Below are 23,245 nucleotides of genomic sequence, written 5' to 3' on the forward strand. Positions count from 1 at the left end.
TGCCGCCGCGCGGGTCAGCGGATGTTCGGGTTCGGTAAGAAGACGGTCAGCGCACCACGGCGGGGCGGAAGGCGACGGGCCGCGCGACCGGCGGCGCCTCGCCGATGGTGGCGACGAGCCGCTCCCGGGGCGTCCGCAGCCGGGTCCGGAAGGCGTGGTTGAGCAGCGCGTCGAGCTGCCACACCTGCTTCGGATGGCGGGTGCGGATGAGGAACCGCTCGCGGATCCCGTCGATCGCGGTGGCGGCCAGCTCGACCGAGTGCAGGCGCGGGTCGGGGCTCCAGGTGACGTTGCTGAGCTCGCGCAGTTCCGTGTTGAGGTGCAGGCGCAGCCGGTGCAGCACGCGGGTCTGCTGGGTGACGACCAGCCGTCGGTGGGTCAGCAGGAGCAGGTACTCGCTGGCCATCGGGCGGTCCGGCCGGGCGCACCGGGTGACGAGGATGGTGGCGTCGCCGGAACCGACGCAGCGTCGGAAGACCGGCATGTGCCGGGTGACGGTCTGCACCGCCAGCCCGGCCTCGGAGGCGGCCGGGAGGAACGTGCGGGAGAAGACGTCCATACCCTGCCCAACGAGGGCGGCGCGGGGGTGACATGGGTCACGCGCAAATTGCAGAACTTCCACGGCGGGCCGTCGCACCGTCTGTCCGACTCCGGGCCCACCGCGTCGGTGGACCCGGATCGGGCGGCCTCAGAGCAGCGGCTGCATCGAACCGAAACCGCTGCCCAGCCGGGTCGGACTGAGCCAACCTGCGCCGTTCCACCGGTACCGCAGCACGTAGCCGGTCGACTGCTGGACCGCGACCAGGTCCGGCTGGCCGTTCCGGTCGAAGTCGCCGAGCTGGACGAGGTCGCGCATGCCGCCCCAACCGGCGCCGGCGTCGAGCGGGCTGCCGAGGAGCCCGTCCGGGCCGCCCGGGTGGACTTGCAGGCGGCCCGTGCTCTTCTCCCGCGCGAGCAGGTCGAGGCGCCCGTCGCCGGTGAAGTCGGCCCCGCCGGTCAACTCGTCCCGCTCGGTCCAGCCCGCGCCGCCGAGGGCGACCCGGCTGCCGAACCCGGTGCCCGTGCCGGGATAGAGCCAGAGGACGCCGGTGGAGCTCTCCACCGCCGCGAGATCCTGGTGGCCGTCGCCGTTCCAGTCGCCGACGGGAGTGATCTCCCGCATGCTGTTCCAGCCGCTGCCGACCCGGACCCGGGTGGTCACGCCCGCACCGTTGCCCGGGTAGAACCAGAGGTAACCGGTCGCCTTCTCGCGGGCCAGCAGGTCCTCGCCGCCGGACCGGTCGAAGTTGCCGGTCCGGACGATCGCGTCCATGCCGTTCCAGCCCGCGCCGAGCGAGACCCGGCCGCTGAGCGTGGCGCCGTTGCCGCCGTAGACGTACAGCTGGCCGGTGGCCGGATCACGGTAGCCCAGGTCCGCCCAACCGTTGCCCGTGAAGTCGCCGAACGGGGTGGCCGGCAGCACGGCGAGGTCGAGGTGATTGCTGTCGATGTTGATCGTCACCCCGCCCCACGTCTCGTGGTGGTCGCCCTGGTACTGCTTCATCCGCCGATTCGGCAGCCAGTACGACTCCGGCAGCGCCTCGTCCGTCACCGTCTGCACGCCGTCCCAGCGGGCGAAGTCCAGATAGTCGGGGCGGCCGTGGCCGGCGAGCTCGTACGCGGAGACCTGGTCCGCGAGCCCGCCGGAGGCCACGTCGGTGTAGAAACCGGAAAGGTATCCGTGGTCGTGCAGCCGGGTGGTCCAGGCGTGGGTGAAGGTCCGCACCGCCGCCGAGCAGGCGGCGTCACCGCCCGGGTACTTCTCCATGTTGTAGAAGACCGTGCTCTCCCGGGCCAGCCCCAGGTCGCGCGCCCGCGCCGCGGCGTCGTCGGCCGCCGACCGCCCCTGCGCCGCCGCCTGCGCCGGGTCGATACGCGGCTTGCTGGTGTTGCGGCAGGGCGCCTGCGGCCCGACGTAGAGCGGGAAGAACCGCCAGCCCGCCGCCGCCTGCGTGGTCACCCACTCCCGGGTCAGGTTCGGCTGGGCGCAGGCCCGGCCGTTCCCACCGATGTAGATGCCGACCGCCCGGTACGGCGAGGCCAGCCACGCCTTCATCGCCGCGTTCGACGGCGCGGTGCAGGTGTCGAAGCCCAGACCGGTGAAGGTGCCCGGGTGCGGGCCGGCATAGCCGGCGGCCCGCACGGGACCGGCCGTGGCGGTCAGGGCGACACCGGCGGCGAGCACGGCGACCGCCGTCGCCGCGACGGCCCGCCAGCGGCCGACGGGCAGAGTGGAATTGAGCGTCACGAGTCCCCGATCCTCGTTGCGGATGGCCGGCGGGCGGACGTCGACACGTCTCTCGCTCGACACCGGCGCGCCGATTCTGCCCCGGCCGGCCCTCCTTGTCGAGACCGGCGACCACGACGGCACCGCCGGCCGGGCCCGAAGCGTCGCCGGGCCCGGCCGGCGGCACTCAGAGCAGCGGCGTCATCGGTCCGAAGCCGGTGCCGAGCCGGATCGGCGCCGCCAACCCGGTGCCGGTCCAGCGGTACCGGTAGACGTAGCCACTCGACACCTGCACGGCGACCAGGTCCGGCCGACCGTCCCGGTCGAAGTCACCGAGCTGCACCAGGTCGCGCATCGTGTCCCAGTCGGCGCCGATCTTCGTCCGGGTGTTGGGCGCGCCGGCACGACCCGGGTAGAGGTAGAGGTCGCCCGTGCTCTTCTCCCGGGCCACCACGTCCGGGTAGCCGTCGCCGTTGAAGTCGCCGCCGCCGTTCAGCTCGTCCACCGTGTTCCAGCCGGATCCGAGCAGCACCCGGGTGGTGAACGCGGTGCCCGTGCCCGGGTAAAGGTAGAGGGCACCGGTGGAGGTCTGCACCGCCACCAGGTCCTGGAAACCGTCGCGGTTGTAGTCGCCGACGGGAGTGATCTCCCGGACGCTGTTCCAGCCGGCGCCCAGCATGATCCGGCTGCCGACCCCGGAGCCGGTGCCCGGGTAGAGCCACAGGTAGCCGGTGGCCTTCTCGCGGGCGATGACGTCCTCGCCGCCGGTGCGGTCGAAGTCACCGGCCCGAACGAGCACGTCCATGCCGTTCCAGCCGCCGCCCAACGTCACCCGGCCGCTCAGGGTCGTGCCGTTGCCGCCGTAGACGTGCAGCTGCCCGGTGGCCGGGTCCCGGTAGCCGATATCCGACCAGCCGTTTCCGGTGAAGTCGCCGAACCGGGTGGCCGGCAGCGGGGCGACGTCGAGGTAGTCGCCGTCGATGTTGATGGTGACCCCGCCCCAGGTCTCGTCGTGCGGGCCGACGTGCTGCTTGATCCGCCGCTTCGGCGCCCAGTAGTCGGCGGGGATGCCCGGGTCGGAGACCGTCGCCACGTCGTCCCAGCGGGCGAAGTCGAGGTAGTCCGGCCGCACGTAGCCCGGGGTGTCGTACGCGGCGACCTGGTCGGCGACTCCGCGGGCCATGCTGCTGTAGAAGCCGGAGAGGTAGCCCTGGTCGTGCAGCCGGACGGTCCACGCGCTCATGAACGTGGTGACCGCCGTGGTGCAGGCCGCGTCGCCGCCGTCGTAGTCCTCCATGTCGTAGAAGAGGATGCTCTCCCGCGGCAGGCCGAGGGCCACCGCCTGTGCCACGGCGTCGTCGGCCTCGGTGCGGCCCTGCGCCGCCGCCTGGGCCGGGTCGATGCGTGGGCGGCCGGTGGCCAGGCACGGGGCTTGGAGGCCGACGTACATCGGCACGAGGTGCCAGCCCGCCGCCGTCTGGGTGGCGACCCACTCGGCCGTCAGGGCGGGCTGGGCGCAGCCCCGGCTGGACCCGCCGAAGTAGATGACGACCGCCCGGTACGGCGAGTGCTCGCGCCAGGCCTCCATCTGGGCGCTGGTCGGCGCGGTGCAGGCGTCGAAGCCGAGGCCCGTGTAGGTGCCGGGCTGCGGCCCGACGGCGGCGTGGGCCGGGCTGGTGGTGACCGCCAGGGTGAGGGCGGCGCCGAGGATGCCGGTGGTGGCGACGGCCACGCTCCGGCGGGTGGCGCGGCGCAGCCCGCCGAGCGGAAGGGTGGATTTCACGTTCTCCCCGTTCTGTCCTGTCAGTCGGACGGGCCGGCAGGGCGGAACGCTCCGCGTCCCGTACGCCGCGCCGGCCCGCTGATTCTGACCACAGTCGACGGTCTGTGTCGAGGCCGCTACCGTGTTCGATGTCGGGCCGCCGGCCGGAGCGACGATCTTTCCCGGCCGGGCGTCCCCGGCACCGCGCTCAGACCGGATCGGGCTCGAACAACTCCTGCAACCAGCCGGGCACCGCGGACGCATACTCCGCCCGGGCCGGATCGGGGGTCTGGAGGGCCCGACGCCAGGAGAGCGCCCGGCTCACCCGGGTGACGCGGACGGCCAGCCGGGCCGCCTCGCGGAGCGTCCCCGGGTCGTGCCGGTCGGACCACGGCTCCAGGTAGGCGTCGCGCAGCCGCGCCAGCGCCGGGTCGCCCTCGGGCAGCCCGAAGGTGTGCGCGACCGAGTTCAGCGTCACCAGCAGACTGCCGAACGGGTGGGCCACCGAGGCGTCGCCCCAGTCGAAGAAGCGGTACCCGTCGTCGGCGACGAAGACGTTGCCGTCGTGCAGGTCGTCGTGCTGGACGGTTGGCGCGACACCCGTCCCGGCCAGCCGCCGGCAGTCGTCGGCGAACCCGGCCCGGTGGGCGCGCAGCCGCTCGTGCGTTTCGACGCTCAGCCCGTTCTCCGCGCCCAGCAGCAGCGCCTCCTCGTCGTCGAGCAGCGCCTCGAACAGGTCCGGCAGCGCCTCCGGCCGGTGGTCGGGCACCCCGAGCGCGAGCAGTTCGCCGGCCCCGGGCGCGACCGTGCGTTGGAGGTCGGCGTACTCCGGCAGGACCCGCTCCCAGCGGGACAGCAGGCTCCGATCGCCGCCCAGCGCGTCGCGCAGCGTCCGGCCGCCGTCGGGCAGCAGGGACCAGCCTCGGCCGGCGTCCACGGCGACCGGGTCGAGCACCCGCCCCGGGACGAGCCGGGCCAGTGCGGCCAGCAGCGCCGCCTCGTGCCGAGTGCCGGGGTTGTTCGCCTTGAACCAGAAGTCCCCGGTGTCGGTGGGCACCCGCCAGACCAGCGACCAGGGTCGGACCCGCGGCTCGACCGGCCCGACGATCCGCCGCCCGAGCCGGCCGAGCTGGTCGCCGACCCAGCCGAGCGCGGCATCCCGCCAGTGCGGGTCGGCCCAGTCGGCGCGTGGCGTGGTCGCCCGGTCGGCGGGCGGAGTGGTGGCGGCAGTCACGCCGGGTAACTCAGTCACGCCGGCAACGTAGCCCCCGCCCGCACCGCCGGGCCACGGGTTTACCCGTCGCCCTACAGCAACTCGACGATCGTGGCGTTGGCCATGCCGCCGCCCTCGCACATCGTCTGGAGGCCGTAGCGGATGTCGTTGTCCCGCATGTGGGCGAGCATGGTGGTCATGATCCGGGCGCCGGATCCGCCGAGCGGGTGGCCGAGGGCGATCGCGCCGCCGCGCGGGTTGAGCCGCTCCGGGTCCGCCTCGGTCTCCGCCAGCCAGGCCAGCGGCACCGGCGCGAACGCCTCGTTCACCTCGTACACCCCGATCTCCTCGATGCCCAGCCCGGCGCGGCGCAGCGCCTTCGCGGTGGCCGGGATGGGCGCGGTGAGCATGGTGACGGGGTCGTCGGCGGCGACGACGGCGGTGTGCACGCGGGCCAGCGGGCGCAGGCCGTGCCGGCTGGCCCACTCGCTGGTGGTGACGGCGAGCGCCGCCGCGCCGTCGGAGATCTGCGACGCGGAGCCGGCGGTGACGACACCGTCGGGGCGGAACGGGGTGGCCAGCTCGCCGAGCTTCTCCAGCGAGGTGTCCCGCCGGATGCCCTCGTCGGCGGCGAACTTGCCGCCGTCAGCCAGGGCGACCGGGGCGATCTCGGCGTCGAAGGCGCCGGCGTCCTGCGCGGCGGCGGCCTTCTCGTGGCTGGCGAGGGCGAACTCGTCGAGCTGCGCGCGGGAGAAGCGCCAGCGCTCGGCGATCAGCTCCGCACCGACGCCCTGGTTGAACGGCAGCGGCGCGTCGTCGGCGAAGCCCTCGACGCCGCGGTAGCGGTCGCGCAGCTGGTCGCTGAAGGGCGACCCGCCGGCCACGCTGGAGCCCATCGCGACCCGGGTCATCGACTCGACGCCACCGGCGACGACCAGGTCGGCCTGACCGGAGAGGACGGTGGCGGCGGCGAAGTGCAGGGCCTGCTGGCTGGAGCCGCACTGCCGGTCGAGCGTGGTGCCGGGCACCGACTCGGGCCAGCCGGCGGCGAGCACGCCGTTGCGGGCGACGTTCCACGACTGGTCGCCGACCTGGGAGACACAGCCCCAGACCACGTCGTCGACCTGCGCCGGATCGATGCCGGTGCGCTCGGCGAGGGCACGCAGCACGTGCGCCGAGAGGTCGACCGGGTGAACGGCGGCCAGGCTGCCCTTGCGCCGCCCCACCGGGGTGCGTACCGCGCCGACGATGACTGCGTCACTCATGACTACTCCCCGGTAACTTGGGCCGGCCCCGATCCTACGTCGTCGGCGGCCGGGCGTCCTCCCCCGGTGCCCTGGCATGCTGAACGGATGCCTGCACACCCGGCCCCGACCCGGCAGTGGCGGGTGCCGCCCACCCTGCCGGCGCTCAAGCTGACCGGCGCGGTCGCGCTGCTCGCGCTGGCCCTGCTCCTCGACGGGAGCGACCCGATCCGGCTGGCGCTGGCCGTGCTCACGGCCGCCGCGCTCGCCGGCTGGGCTGCGCGCGACCTGGTCGCGCCCGTCCGGCTCGCGGTCGACCCGGACGGGATCACGGTCGTCCGGGGCTTCGCGGGACACCGACGGGTGCCCTGGTCGGCCGTCGAGAAGGTGACCGTGGACCGCCGCGCGCGGCGGGGCCTGACCAGCGAGCTGCTGGAGATCGACGCGGGGGAGTCGCTGCACCTCCTCGGCCGCCACGACCTCGGCGCGGATCCCGCCGACGTGGCCGAGGCCCTGCGCGAGGCCCGCCCGCACTGAGCGGGCCCGCGCATCCGGGCCTAGGGTCAGCCGCCGACGATGGCCGCGGCACGGACCATGGCCAGGCCGATCAACGCCACCACGATCAACGCGCCGCCCGCGAACTGCACCAGCGTCCGGCGCGACCGTGGGGCGTACGCGAACACGAGCGCCAGCAGCGCGCCGACCACCAGGCCGCCCAGGTGCCCGGGAATCGAGATGCCCGGCACGGTGAACGTGAAGACCAGGTTGATCACCAGGACGGGGAGCACCTGGGAGATGTCCCGCCCCATCTTCCGTTCGATGACCACCAGCGCGGCGAACAGGCCGAAGATCGACGTGGAGGCGCCGGCGGTGAGTTGGTTCTCGGCGCTGAACAGGTAGGCGGCGACGTTCCCGCCCAGCCCGGCGACCAGGTAGAGCGCCAGGAACCGTAGCGGCCCGAGGCTGGCCTCCAGCGACCGGCCGAGCACCCACAGCGCCCACATGTTCAGCAGCAGGTGGACCACGCCGTAGTGCAGGAACATCGCGGTGACCAGGCGGTACCACTCGCCCTCGGCGATGCCGCCGACCGTGCCGTCCGGGAAGAGCGCGCCGCCGAGCACCGAGCCCCAGTCGGTCAGCGGCGTGCTGCCGCCCATCAGACCGCCGAAGCCGGAGCCGCCGACCGCCGCGTCCCCGCCCCGGTCGGAGGCGATGGAGAGCAGCATCAACAGCACGTTGAGCGCTATCAGCGCCTTGGTGACGTAGCCGTGGCGGCCGGCGGCACCGCCACCGAAGGCGGTACGCGCCGGCCGCACGCTACGACGTCCCTCCGCCACGCACTCCGGGCACTGGAACCCGACCGACGCCTCCCGCATGCAGTCCGGGCAGATCGGCCGGTCGCAGCGGGTGCAGCGGACGTACGTCTCCCGGTCGGGGTGCCGGTAGCAGACCGGGGTGGTGGGTGGTGACTCGCTCACCACGCCAGCCCGCCGTCGCGGATCGCGCGGACCACCAACCGGTTCCGGCCCTCGGAGCGCTCAGTCATGTCGGCAAAGGTACCTCGCGGACCGCTCAGGCAGCGGTCCGCTCGATCTCGACCCGCTCGATGACGACGTCCTGAAGCGGCCGGTCGTTCGGGCCGGTCGGGGTGTTGGCGATCGCGTCGACGATCTTCACCGACTGTTCGTCGGCCACCTTCCCGAAGATGGTGTGCCGGTTGTTCAGGTGCGGCGTCGGCGACACGGTGATGAAGAACTGCGAGCCGTTGGTGCCCGGCCCGGCGTTCGCCATCGCCAGCAGGTACGGCTGGTCGAAGCGCAGCTCCGGGTGAAACTCGTCACCGAACTTGTAGCCCGGGCCACCGCGCCCGGTGCCGGTCGGGTCGCCCATCTGGACCATGAAGCCGCTGATCACCCGGTGCGAGATCGTGCCGTCGTAGTACGGCCCGCTGCCCGGCTGACCCGTACGCGGGTCGATGTATTCGCGGTTGCCCTCCGCCAGCTCGACGAAGTTCTTCACCGTCTTCGGGGCGTGGTTCTGGAAGAGCTCCAGCCGGATCGGGCCAGCGTTGGTGTGCAAGGTGGCGTAGACAGCCTCGGCCACGGGTACTCCTCACTCGTTGGTCAGTTCCATGCGGATCCTCCCATGTGCCCGATCTGGCAGTGCGGAGGCATCCGAAGGTGGAGGATGACGAAGGAACAACTCCCAGGAGGTGGGACCGTGTTTGGAATCGGGCGGCGTAAGACCCAGGGGCAGCTGGCCAAGGTGGAGCTGAACCAGGGCCTCGGTCACCTGAGGCAGGCCGCGACGTACGCCGCGAGGGGTGCCGGCGCCACCGTCGCCCCGCGCGTCCAGGCGGCCCGGGGCGCCGTCGCGCCGACGGCCGTCATCGTGCGCGACCGCGCGTCGAGCGGCCTCGCGTCCACGGTCGCCGCGCTCGCGCCGCTGGCCCTGGCCGTCCGCAAGGCGCAGGCCGAGGCGGCGGGCAAGGCGGTCACGGGCAGGAAGGCCATGGCAGCCAAGCAGGTCGCGGCCGGCAGGAAGGTCAAGGCGAAGAACATGAAGGCTTCCCGGAAGAAGAACTCCCGGCGGGGCGGGTCCATGATGACCGGTCTGCTCGCGGCCGGCGCGGTGGCCGGGGTCGCCGCGGTGGCGATGCGGCGGCGCCGGGAGCAGCAGGAGTGGGCCGAGTACGACCCGACCCGCACCCTGGAGCCGATGCGCGACGAGGTGGAGACCATGGAGATCCGCACGCCGGTGACCGACGCCTCGACGGTGTCGAGCGGTTCGGGCGTGGCCGGCGGCCCGACCGGCGCCGGCAGCTCGGCGGTGGCCGGCGGCGACAGCGCCTCCACCACCACCCCCGGCAAGCAGCCGACGGTCCACGCGACGGACAAGGTCCCGTCGGTGGCCGAGGGCGCCAAGGACACCTCGGGCCGCCCGGCGGACGACCTGACCGAGGCGCTCGGCAAGGGCGGCGCCAAGACCAACGGCCGCCGCTGACACCCCTGACGGTTCCGGAAAGCGCCGGCGAAGCGGCTCCCCGCCGCACCGCCGGCGCTTCCGCGCCCGACGGGGCTACGGCGCCGGGTCCGCGCCTGGCGGCGGCTGCGCGTCCGGCCCGTACCGTCAGAGCCAGCCGTTGCGGCGGAACCAGCGGTAGAGGGTCAGCGAGATGGCGAGCATCAGGGCGAGCACGACCGGATAGCCGTACGTCATCCGCAGCTCCGGCATGACCTCGAAGTTCATCCCGTAGATGCCAGCGATGGCGGTCCACACGGCGGCGATGGCGGCCCACGCCGCGATCTTGCGCATGTCGTTGTTCTGGTCGACCGTGACCTGGGCCAGCCGCGCCTGGAGGATCGAGTTCAGCAGGTCGTCGTAGGAGTTGACCTGCTCGACGGTGCGGCTCAGGTGGTCCTGCACGTCACGGAAGTAGCGGCGGATCTCCTTCGGCACGTCGCGGTTCATCTGCGCGGTGAGCGTCATCAGCGGGCGTTGCAACGGCATGACCGCCCGCTTGAACTCCACCAGTTCCCGCTTCATCTGGTAGATCCGCTGGATCCGGCCGGTGGACTGGCGGTCGAACACGTCGGCCTCCAGCGTGTCGAGGTCGTCCTCCAGCCGGTCGGCGACCTCCAGGTAGATGTCCACCACCCGGTCGGTGACCGCGTACGCCACCGCCCAGGGCCCCTGGAGCAGCAGGTCCTGCTTCGTCTCCAGGTCGGCGCGGACGGGGGCCAGCCGGCAGGCGTCCCCGTGCCGCACGCTGATCAGGAAGTTCGGGCCGATGAAGAGCATCACCTGGCCGGTCTCGACGACCTCGGAGTGCTCGGTCAGCTCGGCGTGCTCGCAGTACCGGGCGGTCCGCAGCACCAGGAAGCTGACCTCGCCGAACTGCTCCAGCTTGGGGCGCTGCTGCGCCTTCACCGCGTCCTCGACGGCCAGTTCGTGCAGCCCGTACGTGGCGGCGATGGCGGTCATCTCGGCCAGCTCCGGCTCGTGCAGGCCGAGCCAGACGAAGCCGTGCTCCTCGCGGCGGGCCGCGGCGAGCGCCTCGGCGTACCGCCAGTCGCCGGGCTGCCGGCGGCCGTCCACGTAGAGGGCGCAGTCGACCACCGCGCTGCGCTGCGGGCCGGCCGGCGGGGACGCCTGCTGGGGGGTGTCGGAGTTGAGCCGGCGGGTCATCGCCCGCACCGGCGCCACCCAGTCCCGGGGCCTGAGCACCCGTCCGCCGTTCGACGCGGTCGTCCGCTCCCGGTCCGTCATCACGCCCCCTCCCCACGCGCTGCCGCCGGTGAACAGTACGCCGCCGCCGATGATCACCGCCGGTGACGATCGGCGGGAGGGTGGCGCCGGGTGGGCCGGGTCGCTTCAGGGGGGTGAGGGGACGACACGGCCCACCCGGCGCCCTTTGGGGGCGGGGGTTGTGCTGGTCGCGCCGCCCCACGTGCCGCCGGTCGGGCTGGCCCGGTCCCGTCGCCGGGCGCGGCGGGGGCCGGCACCGGGCGGTGAGTTCCGCTACACGTGGTGAGTGACGCTCGCAGCATTGTGGGCCGCCGGCCGCCCCGGCGGGAGACCCGGGGCGGCCACGATCGTCCAACTGTCAGAAATCTGACAGAAATTCAGCTCCGTACGGCCGCCATGGCCTCCGCCAGGCGCCGCACGCCCTCGTCGATGCGGTCGGCGGTCACCGCCGAGTACGCCAGCCGCAGGGCGTGCCGCCCGCCGTCGACGACGAAGTCGCTGCCCTTGACCACGGCGACCCCGCGCTCGGCGGCGGCCGGCGCGAGCCTGTCGACCTCGACGTCCTCGGGCAGCTCGACCCAGAGGAAGTAGCCGCCGTCCGGCTCCACGAACCGGGCCTCCGGGATGTGCCGGCGCAGGGACTCCGCCAGCACCCGGGCCCGCTCGCCGAGCGCGGCGCGCACGGTCTCGATGGAGCGCTCGATGTCGCCGGAGACGCAGAACTGGTGCACGATCGCCTCGGAGACCATGCCCGGCGAGATGTAGAGGCTGGTCGCCTTCTTCGCGATGTCGCCGATCAGGTCCGCCGGACCCACCAGGTAGCCGACCCGTACGCCCGGGCAGACCGTCTTGGTGAAGCTGGAGGCGTGCACCACCACGTTGCGGGTGTCCAGCGAGAGCATCGACGGCAGCGCCTCGCCCCGGAACCGGATGTCGGCGTACGGGTCGTCCTCGAAGATCGTGAACTCGTACTCGGCGGCGAGGTCGAGCAGCTCCCGGCGCTTCTCCAGGCTCAGCGTCACGCCGGCCGGGTTCTGGTAGTTCGGGATGACGTGCGCCAGCCGGGGCCGCACCCCGGACTCCAGCAGCTTGCGCAGCTCGGCGGTGTCGAGCCCGTCCGGCTGGATGGAGACGCCGTGCAGCTCGCTGCCCATCCGCTGGAGGTTGAGCAGCGTCCGGTCGTACGTCGGACGCTCCACCACCACCGCGTCGCCGGGGCGGACCAGGTGGTCGAAGAGGAACGCGTCCGCCTGCAACGACCCGTTGGTGATCAGCACCTGGTCGGCGGAGACCCCGTGCTTCTCGGCGATCCACTTCCGCAGCGGGAGGTAGCCGACGGAGGTGCCGTACGCGGTCACCCCGGCGGGGTCGGCGTCGAACGCGCGGACGGCGGCGGCCTTGAGCCCCTCGACATCGACGATGTCCAGGGAGGGAGCGCCACGGGCGAAGGAGATCAGCTGCTCGGCGGTCATGGCTGTTCAGCGTACGGAAGGCGACGGGGTGCGCGCGGAAGGCACGGCGATGTCCGCATCCTGAGCCACCGGGACGGGTGACCGGCGTCGACCGGTCGGCGACAGGTCAGACCGGAAGGCCGAGCGGGTCGTGCTGCGCTTCCCGGGAAAGCCCGTCCACGTGCAGGCCGAGCGCCGCGATGAGCTGCCCCCAGTCGAAGTAGGACCGCCAGGCCGCGATCCGTCCGCGCCGGACCCGGACGACGTCGACCACGTCCCAGCTCACCAGCCGGCCGGTCGGCGCGACGGTGCCGAACGGGGTGTGCAGCACCCCCGTGTGGGTGCCGGTGAGCCGCTGCTCGACGGCCGCGCCGCCCGCCGTCTGCACCGACCCGAACGGGTCGACGGACAGGTCCGGGAACGCCCCGGTCCAGGTGCGCAGCAGGGCGGGCAACTCGATCGGGCGCACCGTGACGCCGGGCATCGAGTAGAAGGCGTCGGCCGCGTAGAGGTCCGGCAGCCGGGCCACGTCCCGCCGCAGGAGCATCGCGTACTGCTGCTCGACCAGCCGATCCGCGCCACGCATGAGGACCTCCGTCGCGGGTCACGGCCCGTCCGCGCCCGCAGGGAATCCTTACCCGTCGATCGGCCCGCCACACCATCGCGCGTGCCGGCGTTCCCGCCGGCCCGGCCATCGGGGCCGCCCCCGGACCGGCGACGAGGCCGGGCGTCGCCGGAGGGGGCCACCGCTCGCTACTGTCGTGGCGTGTCCACCGAGCCTCTACGCTGCGCCGGCGCGCTGATCGTCGACGACGACGGTCGACTCTTCGTCCAGCGACGGTCTCCCCACCGGCGCATCTTTCCCAACTGCTGGGACATCGTCGGCGGCCATCTGGAACCGGGCGAGGACTGGATGGACGCGCTGCGCCGGGAGGTCACCGAGGAGACCGGCTGGGCGGTGTCGCACGTGCTCGGCCACGTCGGGGAGTACCACTACGTCGCCGACGACGGCCTGGCCCGCGTCGAGCGCGACTGGCTGGTCCGGGTCGACGGCGACCTGGCCCGGCCGACGCTGGAGGCGGGCAAGCACACCGAGTTCCGGTGGCTCGCCGCCGACGAGCTGGACCTGCTCGACGAGCACCGCGACGTCAACGACGGCCTCATCCGCCGGATCGCGGCCGAAGGCTTCGCCGCCCTGCGTTCGATCGGTCTGTGAACGACACCGTCGAGCTGGCGCCGCACCGGTTCGCCGGCCTGGTCGCCCCGGCGGTGGACCGTGCGTTCGTCGCCGGCATCCTCGCCGGCCGCGACGGCGGCGGCGCCGAGCTGAGCCAGCGGTACGGCGGACCGGCGGCCACCGGCTTCCTGCTGGAGTTCCGTACCCGCCTCGCGGCGCCGGGCGGGACGGTCGACGAGGCCGGCTTCGCCGCGGTCACCCGCTACCGGGACCCGGTCGAGTGCCGGCGGGCCCTGGACAAGCAGGTCGCGTACGGGATGATCCACCGCAGCCCCGAGGGCGGGCTCTCCGCCACCGAGCGCGGGCTGGCCTTCCTCGCCGAGATCTGGCAGGTGCACGCGGAGGTCACCGAGGAGCTCTGGGCGGGGCACGAGGACCGGGTGCTGCGGCTGGTGGAGGCGTTCGGCCGGGTACTCACGTGCGCGCTGGTGCTGGCCGCCGAGGAGGGCGCCGACGCGGGTGCCGCGTTCGCCGCCACGGCGCCGCCCTACGAGCCGGACGGCACCACGACCGGCGTGCTGCTGCTGAACCGGCTCGGCACGATGCGCTACCACCGGGCCGACGCGCACGCCGCCGCGTGGACGGCCGCCGGACACAGCGCGGCGAGCGCCGCCGCCCTGCCGCCCGGCCCGGAGCAGCTCGCCATCGAGCTGGAGACCGACCGGCGGGCCGCCGCCCCGTACGCCGTGCTGACCGCCGAGGAGCGGCTGGAGGTGCTGGCGGACCTGGCGGCGCTGCCCGGCTGACCGGTTGGCCGCAGCGGTGCCGCCGCACGGGGCTATCCTCCAGCGGTGACCGGGAGTCGTACGAGGGAGGACGCGTCAATGATCGGGATGGTGCTCGCAGCCGGGGCGGGGCGCCGGCTGCGCCCGTACACCGACACCCTGCCCAAGGCGTTGGTGCCGGTGGACGGCGACACCACCATCCTGGACATCGCGCTGCGCAACCTGGCCGAGGTGGGGCTCACCGACATCGTGATCGTGGTCGGCTACGCCGCCGACGCGGTCGTCACCCGCCAGGCAGACCTGGAGAAGCGGTACGGCGTCACGATCACCCTCGTGCACAACGACAAGGCCGAGGAGTGGAACAACGCGTACTCCCTCTGGCTGGCCCGGGAGCACTTCGCCCGGGGCGTGCTGCTGGTCAACGGCGACACCGTGCACCCGGTGAGCGTGGAGAAGACCCTGCTGGCCGAGCGCGGCCCGGGCATCCTGCTCGCCGTGGACACCATCAAGCCGCTGGCCGAGGAGGAGATGAAGACCACCTTCGACGCCGCCGGCCAGCTCACCCGGATCACCAAGCTCATGGACCCGGGCGAGGCGTACGGGGAGTACATCGGCGCGACGCTGATCGAGCCGCAGGTGGCCGACGCCCTCGCCGACGCGCTGGAGGCGACGTGGCGGCGTGACCCGAACCTCTACTACGAGGACGGCTACCAGGAGTTCGCCGACCGGGGCGGCGAGGTACGGGCGGCGCCGATCGGCGACGTCTCCTGGGTCGAGGTCGACAACCACGCCGACCTGGCCCGGGCGCGGGAGATCGCGTGCCACTACTAGCCCGTACGGTCAACACCCCGCTGGTGATCGAGGTCCGGCGGGGTGCGGTGGCCGACCTCGGGCCGCTGCTGGCCGACCGGCGGATCTCGGCCGGCGGGGACGTGGCCGTCGTGGTCGGCCCCGGGCAGGGTGAACGGATCGTCGAGCTGTGCCGGCCGTCGCTCGGCGCGGCCGACGTCTTCACGGTCGTCGGCGGCACCATCGACGCGGCGAACGACCTCGGTGACCGGCTACGCCGCCGCCACTACGACGCCGTGGTGGGCATCGGCGGCGGCAAGACCATCGACACCGCCAAGTACGCGGCCACCCGCTACGGGATCCCGATGGTGACGGTGGCGACGAGCCTGGCGAACGACGGCATCGCCTCCCCGACCGCCTCCCTCGACCACGAGGGCGGCAAGGGCTCCTACGGGGTGCACATCCCGATCGCGGTCATCGTCGACCTGGACTTCGTGGAGAACGGCCCAGACCGGCAGACCCAGGCCGGCATCGGCGACGCGGTGAGCAACCTGAACGCCTGCGCCGACTGGGAGTTGGCCCACGAGGTACGCGGCGAGCCCATCGACGGGCTCGCGGTGACGCTGGCCCGGACGGGCGCCGAGGCGCTGCTCAACCACCCCGGCAAGATCACCGACGACAGCTTCCTCACCACGCTGGCCGAGGCGCTGATCATGGGCGGCATCGCCAGCTCGGTGTGCGGGTCGACGCGCCCCGCCAGCGGCGGCGACCACGAGATCTCCCACGCGATCGACCGGCTGCACCCCGGCACCGCCGCCCACGGCGAGCAGGTGGGGCTCGGCGCCCTCTTCTGCACGTTCCTGCGCGGGGACACCGACCGGTTCGGTCGCCTCGCCCACTGCCTGCACCGGCACGGCCTCGCCACCACCCCGGGCGACCTGGGCCTGACCGACGAGCAGTTCGTCGATGCCGTGCAGTTCGCGCCCCGGACCCGGCCGGACCGCTACACGATCCTCGAACACCTGGCGATGTCGCCTACCGAGACGCGGGAGCGGCTGGCAGACTACGCCGGTGCAATCCGCGACCAGCTTGGCTGAGCCCCGTCCCACCGTCGCCGACTTCCACCGGGTCAACCGGGGCGGCGGCCTGTTCAGCGAATCGATCAGCCAGTGGCTGGGCGCGGTCTTCGCGCTCGTCGCCCAGCGCCTCGGGCTGCGCCCGACCGCGCTGACCATCGCCAACCTGGTGCTCGGCCTGGCCACCTCGGTCACCGTGGTCGCGCTCGCCGGGCGGGTCGCCGCCGGTGACGTGCCGGCCTGGGCGGTCGGGCTGCTCGCGCTGGTCGGCTGGCAGGTGGCGTACGCCCTGGACTGCGCCGACGGCCAGCTGGCCCGGGTGACCGGGCAGGGCAGCGCCGCGGGCGCCCGGGTCGACGTGCTCGCCGACGTGGCCGCCCAGATCGCCCTGGTCGCCGCACTCTCGGCGACGGCGGTGGCGCAGGAGCCGTCGACCCCGAGCTGGCTGGTCGCCATCTTCGCCGGCACCTGGATGGTCAACCTGGTCACCTCGGTGATGCAGGCCGGCCCGAACGCCGCCAGCATGGTCACCTCGACCTCGCTGCCCGTACGCCTGGTGAAGCTGGTCCGCGACTACGGCGCGGTGATCTTCGCGGCCGGCCTGGTGCTGGCCTTCGCCCCCGCCCTGGTCCTCTGGGTGATGGTCGCGTTCACGATCGTCAACGGCGGCTTCCTGCTCGCCAGCATCGCCTTCTCCGCCCGCGCCTCCCTCCGCTGACGCCCCGCCGTCACGATCCGCCAAGGTGTCTCCGGCCAGCGGAGGATCCACACGCGGCACGGCTGTCGAGCTGATGTCGTAGACGATTCATCACCCTCGTGCTGGTCACCGGCCCGTTGGGCCGCCCCGGACCGCGCCGCGTCCGCCAGTCCGGACGCTGCGGCCAACACCATGGGAGATCTTGGTAGGTAATGGCCCCTGTAGGGGCCGCTAGCTACCAAGATCTCCGGAGGTCCTAAGGAGTGGGACGGGGATCCCGGAGGGCGGGAGCGGCTTTCCGGCCAGCCACAGACCCGGCAGCAGTAGGGCGATCGCTCTGCTCGCGGGCCTCGGTCAGTGGCGGGGGGCCACGCCTGCGTACACGTCGAGGAGGCGCTTGGTGACCACGTCGGGGTGGAACGTGCGCTCGTAGCGGGCGCGCGCCGCCGGGGCCAGCGTCGCGGCCCCGGCCCGGGCCACCGGCAGGGCGGCGGCCATGGCGGCCGGCTCCGGGGGCACCACCCAGCCCGCCTCGCCCGCCTGTACACCGGCGGGCAGCGCGACGCGGCCCTCCCCCGGGGCGGCCGTGGCGACGGCGGCCGGGCCGGTGCCGGCCGGCTCCCGGGGCGCGTCGGCGCCGACGAGGTACGGGATGCCGCCGAGCGCGGTGCCGAGCACCGGGCGGCCGGCGGCGAACGCCTCGATGATCACGGTGGGCAGCACGTCGTGCCAGGTGGAGGCGGCGATGATCACCGCGCTGGCCTCGACCGCGGCGCGTACCCCGGCACGGTCCAGCGGCCCGAGGTAGGTCACGTCGGCGCGCTCGGCGGCGGCGGCCTCGGCCAGCGGGCGCAGCTCGCCGTCCCCGGCGATGCGCAGCGGGCCGAGCGCGCCGTCCGGGTGCCGCCGCCAGGCGTCCAGCAGCAGGCCCAGCCCCTTCTCCGGGGAGAGCCGGGCCATGTAGAGGAAGCCGTCGCCGAGCGGCGCGGGCGCCCCCGGGTCGGGGATGCCGTTCGGCTTCACCACGATCCGCTCGGCCGGGATGCCGTAGTCACGCAGGTGATCGGCGACCGCCGAGGTGAGCGCGACGAACCGGTCCACCGAGCGCCAGGTGCCCCGGTGCACGGCCAGCGTGGTCGCCATCAGCGCGCTCTGCGCCCGCGAGCCCCGGTAGCAGCGGTGCACGATCGCCGGCACCCCCAGGGCCCTGCCCCGGCAGTCCTGGCAGATCATCCCGTCGCGGAAGTAGAGCCCCGAGGAGCAGACCTGGCGGTAGTTGTGCACCGTCTGCACCACCGGCACGCCGTGCCGGTGCGCGGTCCGCACGATCCAGGGCGAGATCAGGGGGTACGGGTTGTGCAGGTGCAGCACGTCCGGCCGGTGCTCCGTGATGAGCCGGCTCAGGTCCTCCTGCGCGCGGGGCGCCCAGATCGGCGAGATCGGCAGCAGCGCCTTGGCCGACTTCGACATCGTCGGGATCTCGTCCGAGCTGCGGATGAACGGCAACACCTCCACCCCGGCCGCGGTGAGCTGGGCGATCTCCGCGTCGACGATCGTGTTCTCACCGGAGGGCTGAGCCTCCCGATACCGGTTGTGCGCCACCACGATTCTCACTGAGCTTGCCTTTCGTTCGCGATTGCGGGACTCGCAAGCTCATTCCTCACGCTCACGGGAAAGAAGGCTACCGTTGGACGGTGCCCGAACTACCGGAGGTTGAGGCGCTCACGGACTACCTGCGTGAGCGCGCGGTCGGGCGGCGCGTCGACCGGTTGGAGGTCGCCGCCATCAGCGCCCTGAAGACGTACGACCCGGCGCCGACCGCCGCCGCCGGGCGGACCGTGACGGACGCCCGCCGGCACGGCAAGTTCCTCGACGTGGTGCTCGACGGCGAGCTGCACCTGGTGGTCCACCTGGCCCGGGCGGGCTGGCTGCACTACCGGGAGGCGTTCCCGTCCACCGCCCCGCTGCGCCCCGGCAAGGGCCCGATCGCGCTGCGGGTACGCCTCGACGACGGTTCCGGCTTCGACCTGACCGAGGCCGGCACCCAGAAGAGCCTCGCCGTCTACCTGGTCACCGACCCGCAGGCGGTGCCCGGAGTGGCCCGGCTCGGCCCCGACGCGCTCGCCGCCGACCTGGCCACCTTCACCGAGCGGATGCGCAGCCGCAAGGGCCAGGTCAAGGGGGTGCTGACCGACCAGACGGTGCTGGCCGGCGTCGGCAACGCGTACTCCGACGAGATCCTGCACGCGGCGAAGCTGTCCCCGTTCGCGATCACCAACCGGCTGACCGACGACCAGGTGGCGATTCTGCACGCGGCGACGCGGGAGGTGCTCGGCGACGCGGTGCGCCGCTCGGTCGGGCAGAAGGCGGCCGAGCTGAAGGGCGAGAAGCGCTCGGGGCTGAAGGTGCACGCCCGGACGGGGCAGCCCTGCCCGGTCTGCGGGGACACCGTCCGCGAGGTCTCGTTCGCCGATTCCAGCCTCCAGTACTGCGCGACCTGCCAGACCGGCGGGAAGCCCCTCGCTGACCGTAGGCTGTCGCGGCTCGTACGGTGAGTGACGACACTGCCGATTACGGAACGGAATCGGCCATCCCGCGCCGAAGGTCTGAGTTGCGGCTCTACCGGGCCCGCCATCCATCGGTATAGTGGCTCGGTCCCCGGCTTCTGAAATGGCGCGGAGCCGGCCAGACGCCCAGCGGCACCACACCTGGCGCGTTGTCCCTCGGGTCAGCGCACGGCCGGCGTCCGCGTGGGAGACTGGGACGGTGGGCGACCGGGCCCTCACGGTGAGTGAGTGGCTCGTGTCATGCGGGAGGACATGGGTGAGGTGACGACAAGCCTCCAGCGCCCGGTAACCAACACAGGCCGGAGCAAACTCGTGCGGCACGTCGACAGCTTCGAGATCCAGCCGCCGGCACCGCCGTCCCACAACGGCGTACCCCGGTCGGCGTGGGCTCGGGCCCGCCGTCGCGTGTCCCGCTGGCACCGCCCCTACATCATGCTCCTGCTGCTGCTCGACTTCGCGGCCGCCGCGGTCGCCAGCCTGATCGCCATCGAGACGTTCGACCAGTCGCGGGCGGGCTTCTACAACGCCGAGCAGGACCCGACGTGGTTCCACACGGTGGCGTTCGGGCTCCTGCCGCTCGGCTGGCTCGTCAGCCTCTGGGCCAACCGGGCCTACGACCGGCGCTACCTGGGCCTGGGCCCGGACGAGTACAAGCGGGTGATCCGGGCCGGCGTCGCCGTCGCCGCGACGGTGTCCTTCCTCGCCTTCGCCACCAAGACCGACCTGTCCCGCTACACGGTCGGCACCGCCCTGCTCGCGGCGCTGCTGCTGATCCTGCTGAACCGGATGCTCTGCCGCTTCGTGCTGCACGTGGTCCGGCGCAACATCAGCCAGGCGGGTCACCGGATGGTGCTCATCGGCACCCTGCCGGAGTGCCTGGAGGTCTACACGGCGGTCACCCGCAACCCGGCCGCCGGGCTGATGCCGGTCGCCATCCACGTCACCGACGGCTACGCGGCGGCCAAGGGCATCGAGACCCCGGTCCCCGTGTACGCGGGCCGCGACATCCTCGCCCTCGTCCGGGAGGTCGGCGGCGACACGATCGCGGTCTGCGGCTCGGCGAGCTCCGAGCCGGGCGAGCTGCGCCGGCTGGCCTGGCAGTTGGAGGGCTCGGGTGTCGACCTGGTCGTCGCCCCGCAGCTGACCGACATCGCCGGCCCCCGGGTGCACATCCGGCCGATCGAGGGCCTGCCGCTGCTGCACGTCGAGGAGCCGACCCTCTCCGGGCCGGCGCTGCTGGCCAAGAACCTGATGGACCGGGTGGCCGCCGGGTTCGGCCTGCTGCTGCTGGCCCCGGTCTTCCTGTTCATCGCGATCGCGATCCGGATCTCCGACCCGGGTCCGGTCTTCTTCCGCCAGCCCCGGGTGGGCCACGAGGGCCGCACCTTCCGGGTCTGGAAGTTCCGCACCATGTACGTGAACGCGGAGGACCGGCTGGCCAGCCTGGTCGACCGGAACGAGACCGACGGCATGCTGTTCAAGATGAAGGAGGATCCCCGGGTCTTCCCGGTGGGCCGCTTCCTGCGCGCCTCCTCGCTGGACGAGCTGCCGCAGTTGATCAACGTGTTGAAGGGCGAGATGTCGCTGGTCGGGCCGCGCCCGCTGCCCGCCGACGACGGCGACTTCCTCGGCGACGTGCGCCGCCGCCTGCTGGTCCGGCCGGGCATGACGGGGCTGTGGCAGGTCTCCGGCCGCTCCGACCTGTCCTGGGACGAGGCGGTCCGGCTCGACCTCTACTACGTCGACAACTGGTCGCTGGCGTACGACCTGAGCATCCTGTGGCGCACCGTCGGGGTGGTGCTCGCCCGCAAGGGCGCGTACTGACCCTTGGCGTACGGGCCGCCAGGGGCCAGGATCGCTGCGTGGGTGGCAACCTCTCGGGCGTCTTCGGCGTCGTATCGCTGCTCGCCGCGCTGGGTGCGGCCCTGTTCGCGGTGGTCCGGCTGCGCGCGCGGCGGGGCATCGCCACGGCCACCCAGCGGGCCACGTACGAGGTGCTGCACACCGCCGGGCTGGCCGCCGAGCCGCTGCGCGCGGGCCTGAGTGCCGCGAACGCGGCGAAGGCCGTACGCCATCTGCGGGCGCTGGTGGGTGCGGCCGGGCTGGCGCTGACGGACCGGGAGAGCCTGCTCGCCCTCGACGGGCGGGGCGGGCACCACCACGCGCAACTGGTCGCGGCGGCCCGGCGGGCGGTGGCGACGGGCCGCTCGACCGTCCTCGGCGAGCCGGAGCTGCACTGCGACCGGGTCGACTGCCCGGTACGCGGCGCGGTGGTCGCCCCGCTGACCGGCGCGGACGGGCGCAGGGTCGGGGTGCTGGTCGCGGTCGCCGACGGCCAGCCGGAGCCGGGCCTGGTGCAGGCCACCCTGGAGACGGCACACTGGGCCGGCAACCAGCTCGCCCTGGCCGAGCTGGACTCCTCGCGGGAGCGGCTGGCCCGCGCCGAGGTACGCGCCCTGCGCGCGCAGATCAGCCCGCACTTCATCTACAACGCGCTGACCGCGATCGGCTCGTTCGTCCGCACCGACCCGGACCGGGCCCGGGAGCTGATCCTGGAGTTCGCCGAGTTCACCCGGTACTCGTTCCGGGCGCACGGCGAGTTCACCACGTTGGTCGAGGAGCTGCGCTCGATCGACCGCTACCTGACCATCGAGCGGGCCCGGTTCGGCGACCGGCTCCAGGTGCGCCTCCAGATCGCCCCGGAGGTGCTGCCCGTGACGCTGCCGTTCCTCTGCCTGCAACCGCTGGTGGAGAACGCCGTCCGGCACGGGTTGTCCCGCAAGCCGGGCACGGGCATGGTGAGCATCGAGGCCCGGGACGCGGGCACCGAGTGCCACATCACCGTGGAGGACGACGGAGTGGGGATGGATCCGAGCACGCTGACCGCCGGCATCGCCGAGCTGGCCGGCGCCGCCGGGGACCCGGGCGACGCCGCGCTGGCCGGCGTGGGGGACGACCCGGGCCAGCACGTCGGGCTCTCCAACGTCGACGAGCGGCTCCGGTCGGTCTTCGGGGACGGCTTCGGCCTCGTCGTCGAGACGGGCCTCGGCTCGGGCACGAAGGTGAGCATGCGGGTGCCGAAGTTCCATCCCGGCGTACGGGCCGGCTCGTGATCGAGCGGGCCGCGGAGGTGGGCACGACCGGGTTCCTGCGGGTGCTGGCGGTCGACGACGAGCCGCCGGCGCTGGACGAGTTGGCGTACCACCTGCGGGCCGATCCCCGGGTGGCCCGGCTGCACACGGCGGGGGACGCGACGGAGGCGCTGCGGGTGCTCCGCGACGGCGACGTGGACGTGGTCTTCCTCGACATCCGGATGCCCGGGCTGGACGGCATGGAGCTGGCCCGGGTGCTGCGCCGCTTCGCCCGGCCACCGGCGATCGTCTTCGTCACCGCGTACGACGACGGGGCGGTGGACGCGTTCGACCTGGGCGCCACCGACTACGTCCGCAAGCCCGTACGCGCCGAGCGGCTCGCCGAGTCGCTGCGCCGGGTGATCGGCGCGCGGGTGGTGCCGTCGCACCCGGCGGCGCTGGCCTGGGCGGAGGAGGATCCGACCATCCCCATCGAGCTGGCCGGCACGACGCGGATGCTGCCCCGCTCGGCGGTGCGCTGGGTGGAGGCGCAGGGCGACTACGCCCGCCTGCACACCGCCGACGGCTCCCACCTGGTGCGGGTGTCGCTGGCGACCCTCGCGGAGCGCTGGGCGGACGCCGGGTTCGTCCGCATCCACCGGTCCTACCTGGTGCAGCTCAAGCTGATCGCGGAGCTGCGGCTGGTCAACTCCGGCTACGTCGTGGTGGTCGACTCGGCGGAGCTGCCGGTCAGCCGCCGGCACACCCGCGAGCTGAAGGACAAGCTGGTCCGCGCGGCGAAGCAGGACTGGAACCGCTGACACCTCGGCCCGGCTCCTGGCGCTCGCCCTCGCCCTCGGAAATCTTTCGCCATTGGGAATACGCGCGCGTCGTCGTAC

The 23,245-nt window shown here is 73.3% G+C and carries 22 protein-coding genes; 11 read left to right on the forward strand and 11 right to left on the reverse strand.

Going from position 1 to position 23,245, the window contains the following annotated elements:
* Window positions 1-46: 46 nt before the first annotated feature.
* The 5 genes from ACPXCB_RS12920 to ACPXCB_RS12940 all read right to left on the reverse strand — a co-directional run bounded on the left by ACPXCB_RS12920 (window position 47) and on the right by ACPXCB_RS12940 (window position 6,506).
* A complete protein-coding gene (locus ACPXCB_RS12920; RefSeq protein WP_425875143.1) occupies window positions 47-559 on the reverse strand; it encodes a hypothetical protein in 513 nt (170 codons plus the stop codon).
* 129 nt (window positions 560-688) lie between these two features.
* Window positions 689-2,287, reverse strand: coding sequence for a glycoside hydrolase domain-containing protein (locus ACPXCB_RS12925; RefSeq protein WP_425875145.1), 1,599 nt, complete (start codon window positions 2,285-2,287; stop codon window positions 689-691).
* A 166-nt stretch (window positions 2,288-2,453) separates the two neighbouring features.
* Window positions 2,454-4,049, reverse strand: a complete 1,596-nt coding sequence (locus ACPXCB_RS12930) for a glycoside hydrolase domain-containing protein (RefSeq protein WP_425875147.1) — start codon at window positions 4,047-4,049, stop codon at window positions 2,454-2,456.
* A gap of 187 nt (window positions 4,050-4,236) precedes the next feature.
* Window positions 4,237-5,280: a phosphotransferase gene (locus ACPXCB_RS12935; protein WP_425875149.1), complete on the reverse strand. Its 1,044-nt coding sequence runs from the start codon at window positions 5,278-5,280 to the stop codon at window positions 4,237-4,239.
* 53 nt (window positions 5,281-5,333) lie between these two features.
* Window positions 5,334-6,506: a thiolase family protein gene (locus ACPXCB_RS12940; protein ID WP_311409871.1), complete on the reverse strand. Its 1,173-nt coding sequence runs from the start codon at window positions 6,504-6,506 to the stop codon at window positions 5,334-5,336.
* Between the two features lie 87 nt (window positions 6,507-6,593).
* Here ACPXCB_RS12940 and ACPXCB_RS12945 point away from each other — a divergent pair, with 87 nt between their 5' ends.
* Window positions 6,594-7,022: a PH domain-containing protein gene (locus ACPXCB_RS12945; RefSeq protein ID WP_425875151.1), complete on the forward strand. Its 429-nt coding sequence runs from the start codon at window positions 6,594-6,596 to the stop codon at window positions 7,020-7,022.
* Between the two features lie 26 nt (window positions 7,023-7,048).
* Here the strand turns inward: ACPXCB_RS12945 and ACPXCB_RS12950 are convergent, their stop codons facing one another.
* Together ACPXCB_RS12950 and ACPXCB_RS12955 are read right to left on the reverse strand one after the other, a co-directional pair.
* Window positions 7,049-7,963: a rhomboid family intramembrane serine protease gene (locus ACPXCB_RS12950; RefSeq protein WP_425875153.1), complete on the reverse strand. Its 915-nt coding sequence runs from the start codon at window positions 7,961-7,963 to the stop codon at window positions 7,049-7,051.
* A gap of 94 nt (window positions 7,964-8,057) precedes the next feature.
* Window positions 8,058-8,588, reverse strand: a complete 531-nt coding sequence (locus ACPXCB_RS12955; protein ID WP_425875155.1) for a peptidylprolyl isomerase — start codon at window positions 8,586-8,588, stop codon at window positions 8,058-8,060.
* A gap of 84 nt (window positions 8,589-8,672) precedes the next feature.
* On the opposite strand from ACPXCB_RS12955, the gene ACPXCB_RS12960 reads away from it, so the two are divergent.
* On the forward strand, window positions 8,673-9,488 hold the full coding sequence (locus ACPXCB_RS12960) for a hypothetical protein (protein WP_425875157.1): 816 nt from the start codon (window positions 8,673-8,675) through the stop codon (window positions 9,486-9,488).
* Window positions 9,489-9,614: 126 nt separating this feature from the next.
* On the opposite strand, the gene corA is transcribed toward ACPXCB_RS12960, so the two are convergent.
* From corA to ACPXCB_RS12975, 3 genes are all read right to left on the reverse strand, one after another.
* The gene (gene corA, locus ACPXCB_RS12965; RefSeq protein WP_425875159.1) at window positions 9,615-10,754 is read right to left on the reverse strand and encodes a magnesium/cobalt transporter CorA; all 1,140 of its coding nucleotides are present in this window, start codon (window positions 10,752-10,754) and stop codon (window positions 9,615-9,617) included.
* 356 nt (window positions 10,755-11,110) lie between these two features.
* The gene (locus tag ACPXCB_RS12970; RefSeq protein WP_121397512.1) at window positions 11,111-12,205 is read right to left on the reverse strand and encodes a PLP-dependent aminotransferase family protein; all 1,095 of its coding nucleotides are present in this window, start codon (window positions 12,203-12,205) and stop codon (window positions 11,111-11,113) included.
* A 106-nt stretch (window positions 12,206-12,311) separates the two neighbouring features.
* Window positions 12,312-12,770, reverse strand: coding sequence for an ester cyclase (locus ACPXCB_RS12975; protein WP_425875161.1), 459 nt, complete (start codon window positions 12,768-12,770; stop codon window positions 12,312-12,314).
* A gap of 180 nt (window positions 12,771-12,950) precedes the next feature.
* Between ACPXCB_RS12975 and ACPXCB_RS12980 the strand changes: the two genes are divergently transcribed.
* From ACPXCB_RS12980 to ACPXCB_RS13000, 5 genes are all read left to right on the forward strand, one after another.
* Entirely contained in the window at window positions 12,951-13,400 is a 450-nt protein-coding gene (locus tag ACPXCB_RS12980; RefSeq protein WP_425875163.1) for an NUDIX hydrolase, read from the forward strand.
* Window positions 13,397-14,167, forward strand: a complete 771-nt coding sequence (locus tag ACPXCB_RS12985; RefSeq protein ID WP_425875165.1) for a hypothetical protein — start codon at window positions 13,397-13,399, stop codon at window positions 14,165-14,167. Before ACPXCB_RS12980 ends, ACPXCB_RS12985 begins: the two co-directional genes overlap by 4 nt.
* Before the next feature lie 78 nt (window positions 14,168-14,245).
* On the forward strand, window positions 14,246-14,977 hold the full coding sequence (locus ACPXCB_RS12990; RefSeq protein WP_425875167.1) for a sugar phosphate nucleotidyltransferase: 732 nt from the start codon (window positions 14,246-14,248) through the stop codon (window positions 14,975-14,977).
* Window positions 14,965-16,032, forward strand: a complete 1,068-nt coding sequence (locus ACPXCB_RS12995; RefSeq protein WP_425875169.1) for an iron-containing alcohol dehydrogenase family protein — start codon at window positions 14,965-14,967, stop codon at window positions 16,030-16,032. Before ACPXCB_RS12990 ends, ACPXCB_RS12995 begins: the two co-directional genes overlap by 13 nt.
* Entirely contained in the window at window positions 16,007-16,729 is a 723-nt protein-coding gene (locus ACPXCB_RS13000; protein WP_425875171.1) for a CDP-alcohol phosphatidyltransferase family protein, read from the forward strand. Before ACPXCB_RS12995 ends, ACPXCB_RS13000 begins: the two co-directional genes overlap by 26 nt.
* 333 nt (window positions 16,730-17,062) lie before the next feature.
* On the opposite strand, the gene ACPXCB_RS13005 is transcribed toward ACPXCB_RS13000, so the two are convergent.
* The gene (locus ACPXCB_RS13005) at window positions 17,063-18,322 is read right to left on the reverse strand and encodes a glycosyltransferase (protein ID WP_425875173.1); all 1,260 of its coding nucleotides are present in this window, start codon (window positions 18,320-18,322) and stop codon (window positions 17,063-17,065) included.
* An 80-nt stretch (window positions 18,323-18,402) separates the two neighbouring features.
* Here ACPXCB_RS13005 and ACPXCB_RS13010 point away from each other — a divergent pair, with 80 nt between their 5' ends.
* From ACPXCB_RS13010 to ACPXCB_RS13025, 4 genes are all read left to right on the forward strand, one after another.
* Window positions 18,403-19,263, forward strand: a complete 861-nt coding sequence (locus tag ACPXCB_RS13010; RefSeq protein ID WP_425875175.1) for an Fpg/Nei family DNA glycosylase — start codon at window positions 18,403-18,405, stop codon at window positions 19,261-19,263.
* A 264-nt stretch (window positions 19,264-19,527) separates the two neighbouring features.
* Complete coding sequence (locus ACPXCB_RS13015; RefSeq protein ID WP_425875473.1) at window positions 19,528-21,099, forward strand: sugar transferase; 1,572 nt, start codon at window positions 19,528-19,530, stop codon at window positions 21,097-21,099.
* Window positions 21,100-21,137: 38 nt separating this feature from the next.
* Window positions 21,138-22,388: a sensor histidine kinase gene (locus ACPXCB_RS13020; protein WP_425875177.1), complete on the forward strand. Its 1,251-nt coding sequence runs from the start codon at window positions 21,138-21,140 to the stop codon at window positions 22,386-22,388.
* A gap of 17 nt (window positions 22,389-22,405) precedes the next feature.
* Window positions 22,406-23,167: a LytR/AlgR family response regulator transcription factor gene (locus tag ACPXCB_RS13025; protein WP_425875475.1), complete on the forward strand. Its 762-nt coding sequence runs from the start codon at window positions 22,406-22,408 to the stop codon at window positions 23,165-23,167.
* The last annotated feature ends 78 nt before the right edge of the window (window positions 23,168-23,245 follow it).

The organism is Micromonospora sp. DT62 (assembly GCF_049847285.1).
GTDB lineage: Bacteria > Actinomycetota > Actinomycetes > Mycobacteriales > Micromonosporaceae > Micromonospora > Micromonospora reichwaldensis.

Coding starts and splice junctions, on each gene's coding strand:
- ACPXCB_RS12920 (WP_425875143.1), bottom strand. CDS start 559: ATGGACGTCTTCTCCCGCACGTTCCTCCCGGCCGCCTCCGAGGCCGGG.
- ACPXCB_RS12940 (WP_311409871.1), bottom strand. CDS start 6,506: ATGAGTGACGCAGTCATCGTCGGCGCGGTACGCACCCCGGTGGGGCGG.
- ACPXCB_RS12945 (WP_425875151.1), top strand. CDS start 6,594: ATGCCTGCACACCCGGCCCCGACCCGGCAGTGGCGGGTGCCGCCCACC.
- ACPXCB_RS12960 (WP_425875157.1), top strand. CDS start 8,673: ATGACGAAGGAACAACTCCCAGGAGGTGGGACCGTGTTTGGAATCGGG.
- corA (WP_425875159.1), bottom strand. CDS start 10,754: ATGACGGACCGGGAGCGGACGACCGCGTCGAACGGCGGACGGGTGCTC.
- ACPXCB_RS12970 (WP_121397512.1), bottom strand. CDS start 12,205: ATGACCGCCGAGCAGCTGATCTCCTTCGCCCGTGGCGCTCCCTCCCTG.
- ACPXCB_RS12975 (WP_425875161.1), bottom strand. CDS start 12,770: ATGCGTGGCGCGGATCGGCTGGTCGAGCAGCAGTACGCGATGCTCCTG.
- ACPXCB_RS12990 (WP_425875167.1), top strand. CDS start 14,246: ATGATCGGGATGGTGCTCGCAGCCGGGGCGGGGCGCCGGCTGCGCCCG.
- ACPXCB_RS13015 (WP_425875473.1), top strand. CDS start 19,528: ATGGGTGAGGTGACGACAAGCCTCCAGCGCCCGGTAACCAACACAGGC.